This is a genomic window from Leisingera sp. ANG-M1, assembly GCF_000813745.1.
Lineage (GTDB): Bacteria > Pseudomonadota > Alphaproteobacteria > Rhodobacterales > Rhodobacteraceae > Leisingera.
Map to the genome: position 1 here is coordinate 12,710 of NZ_JWLC01000040.1, position 722 is coordinate 13,431.

Here is a 722-nt window from a genome sequence, read left to right on the forward strand (position 1 = left end):
TGCCCCCTGACGCAAAGCCCAAGCAGAATTCCCATGAAAGCCGCCGGAACCAGGATTACCAAGCAAGCAACCCCAAGCCGGAAAAGGTCAAGGGCGCCTGGAGCATAACCGCCCAGTGAAACGGCGGCGAAGACCACCAGGGCCAAAGCCATGAAGGCAAAGAGGCCGGCACAGGTAATCTGCGCAACCCAGCCCGGCCAGCGGGCCTGGGGCAGAAGGCGGCGCCAATGTTCAAAGGGAAAGTCGTGCTCTTGGGCGAGACTGACTCCGAACTGAAAAAAAGCTACTCCGGCAACAGCATAGACCGCAAAAGATGCAACGCCATAGGCCACCATCGGCCCGCTGCCCATGAGCCCCGCACCGAACATTGCATATAGCAGGCTGGGAAGAATTACAGTCGGCCCCCAATAACCTGGCTGCCGGATCAAAGTTCTGTAGACCAATCGGATATGGGCGCGGGTTATGGTCATGTTCATGCGGACAACTCCTCGTCGCGGGACAACCGTTCGATCGAGTCGCGCAGGCTTTGTGTACTCACCCGAAGATCATGAAATGGAATCCGGGCATGAACCAGAGCCCGGACAAGTGCGTCACTATCATCGACCATTGCCTGCCAGCAGTCGTTTTCGAAAGCAAAACGCACATTCGGCAGGTCAGGGGGGACAGTATCGCCGGACAGTCCGAAATTGACCCGCCGCAATGCTAGTTTGCCACGGATCGCC

At 57.9% G+C, this 722-nt stretch carries 1 protein-coding gene and 1 pseudogene; both read right to left on the reverse strand.

Features of this window, described 5'->3' with window-relative positions; all coding sequences use genetic code 11:
• Positions 1-476: pseudogene (locus tag RA19_RS27110) on the reverse strand (ABC transporter permease); the annotation flags it as partial.
• Positions 473-722 (reverse strand): hypothetical protein (locus RA19_RS27265; protein WP_206540305.1); only part of this gene is annotated, 250 nt, incomplete at its 5' end. The gene RA19_RS27265 and the pseudogene RA19_RS27110, both read right to left, overlap by 4 nt.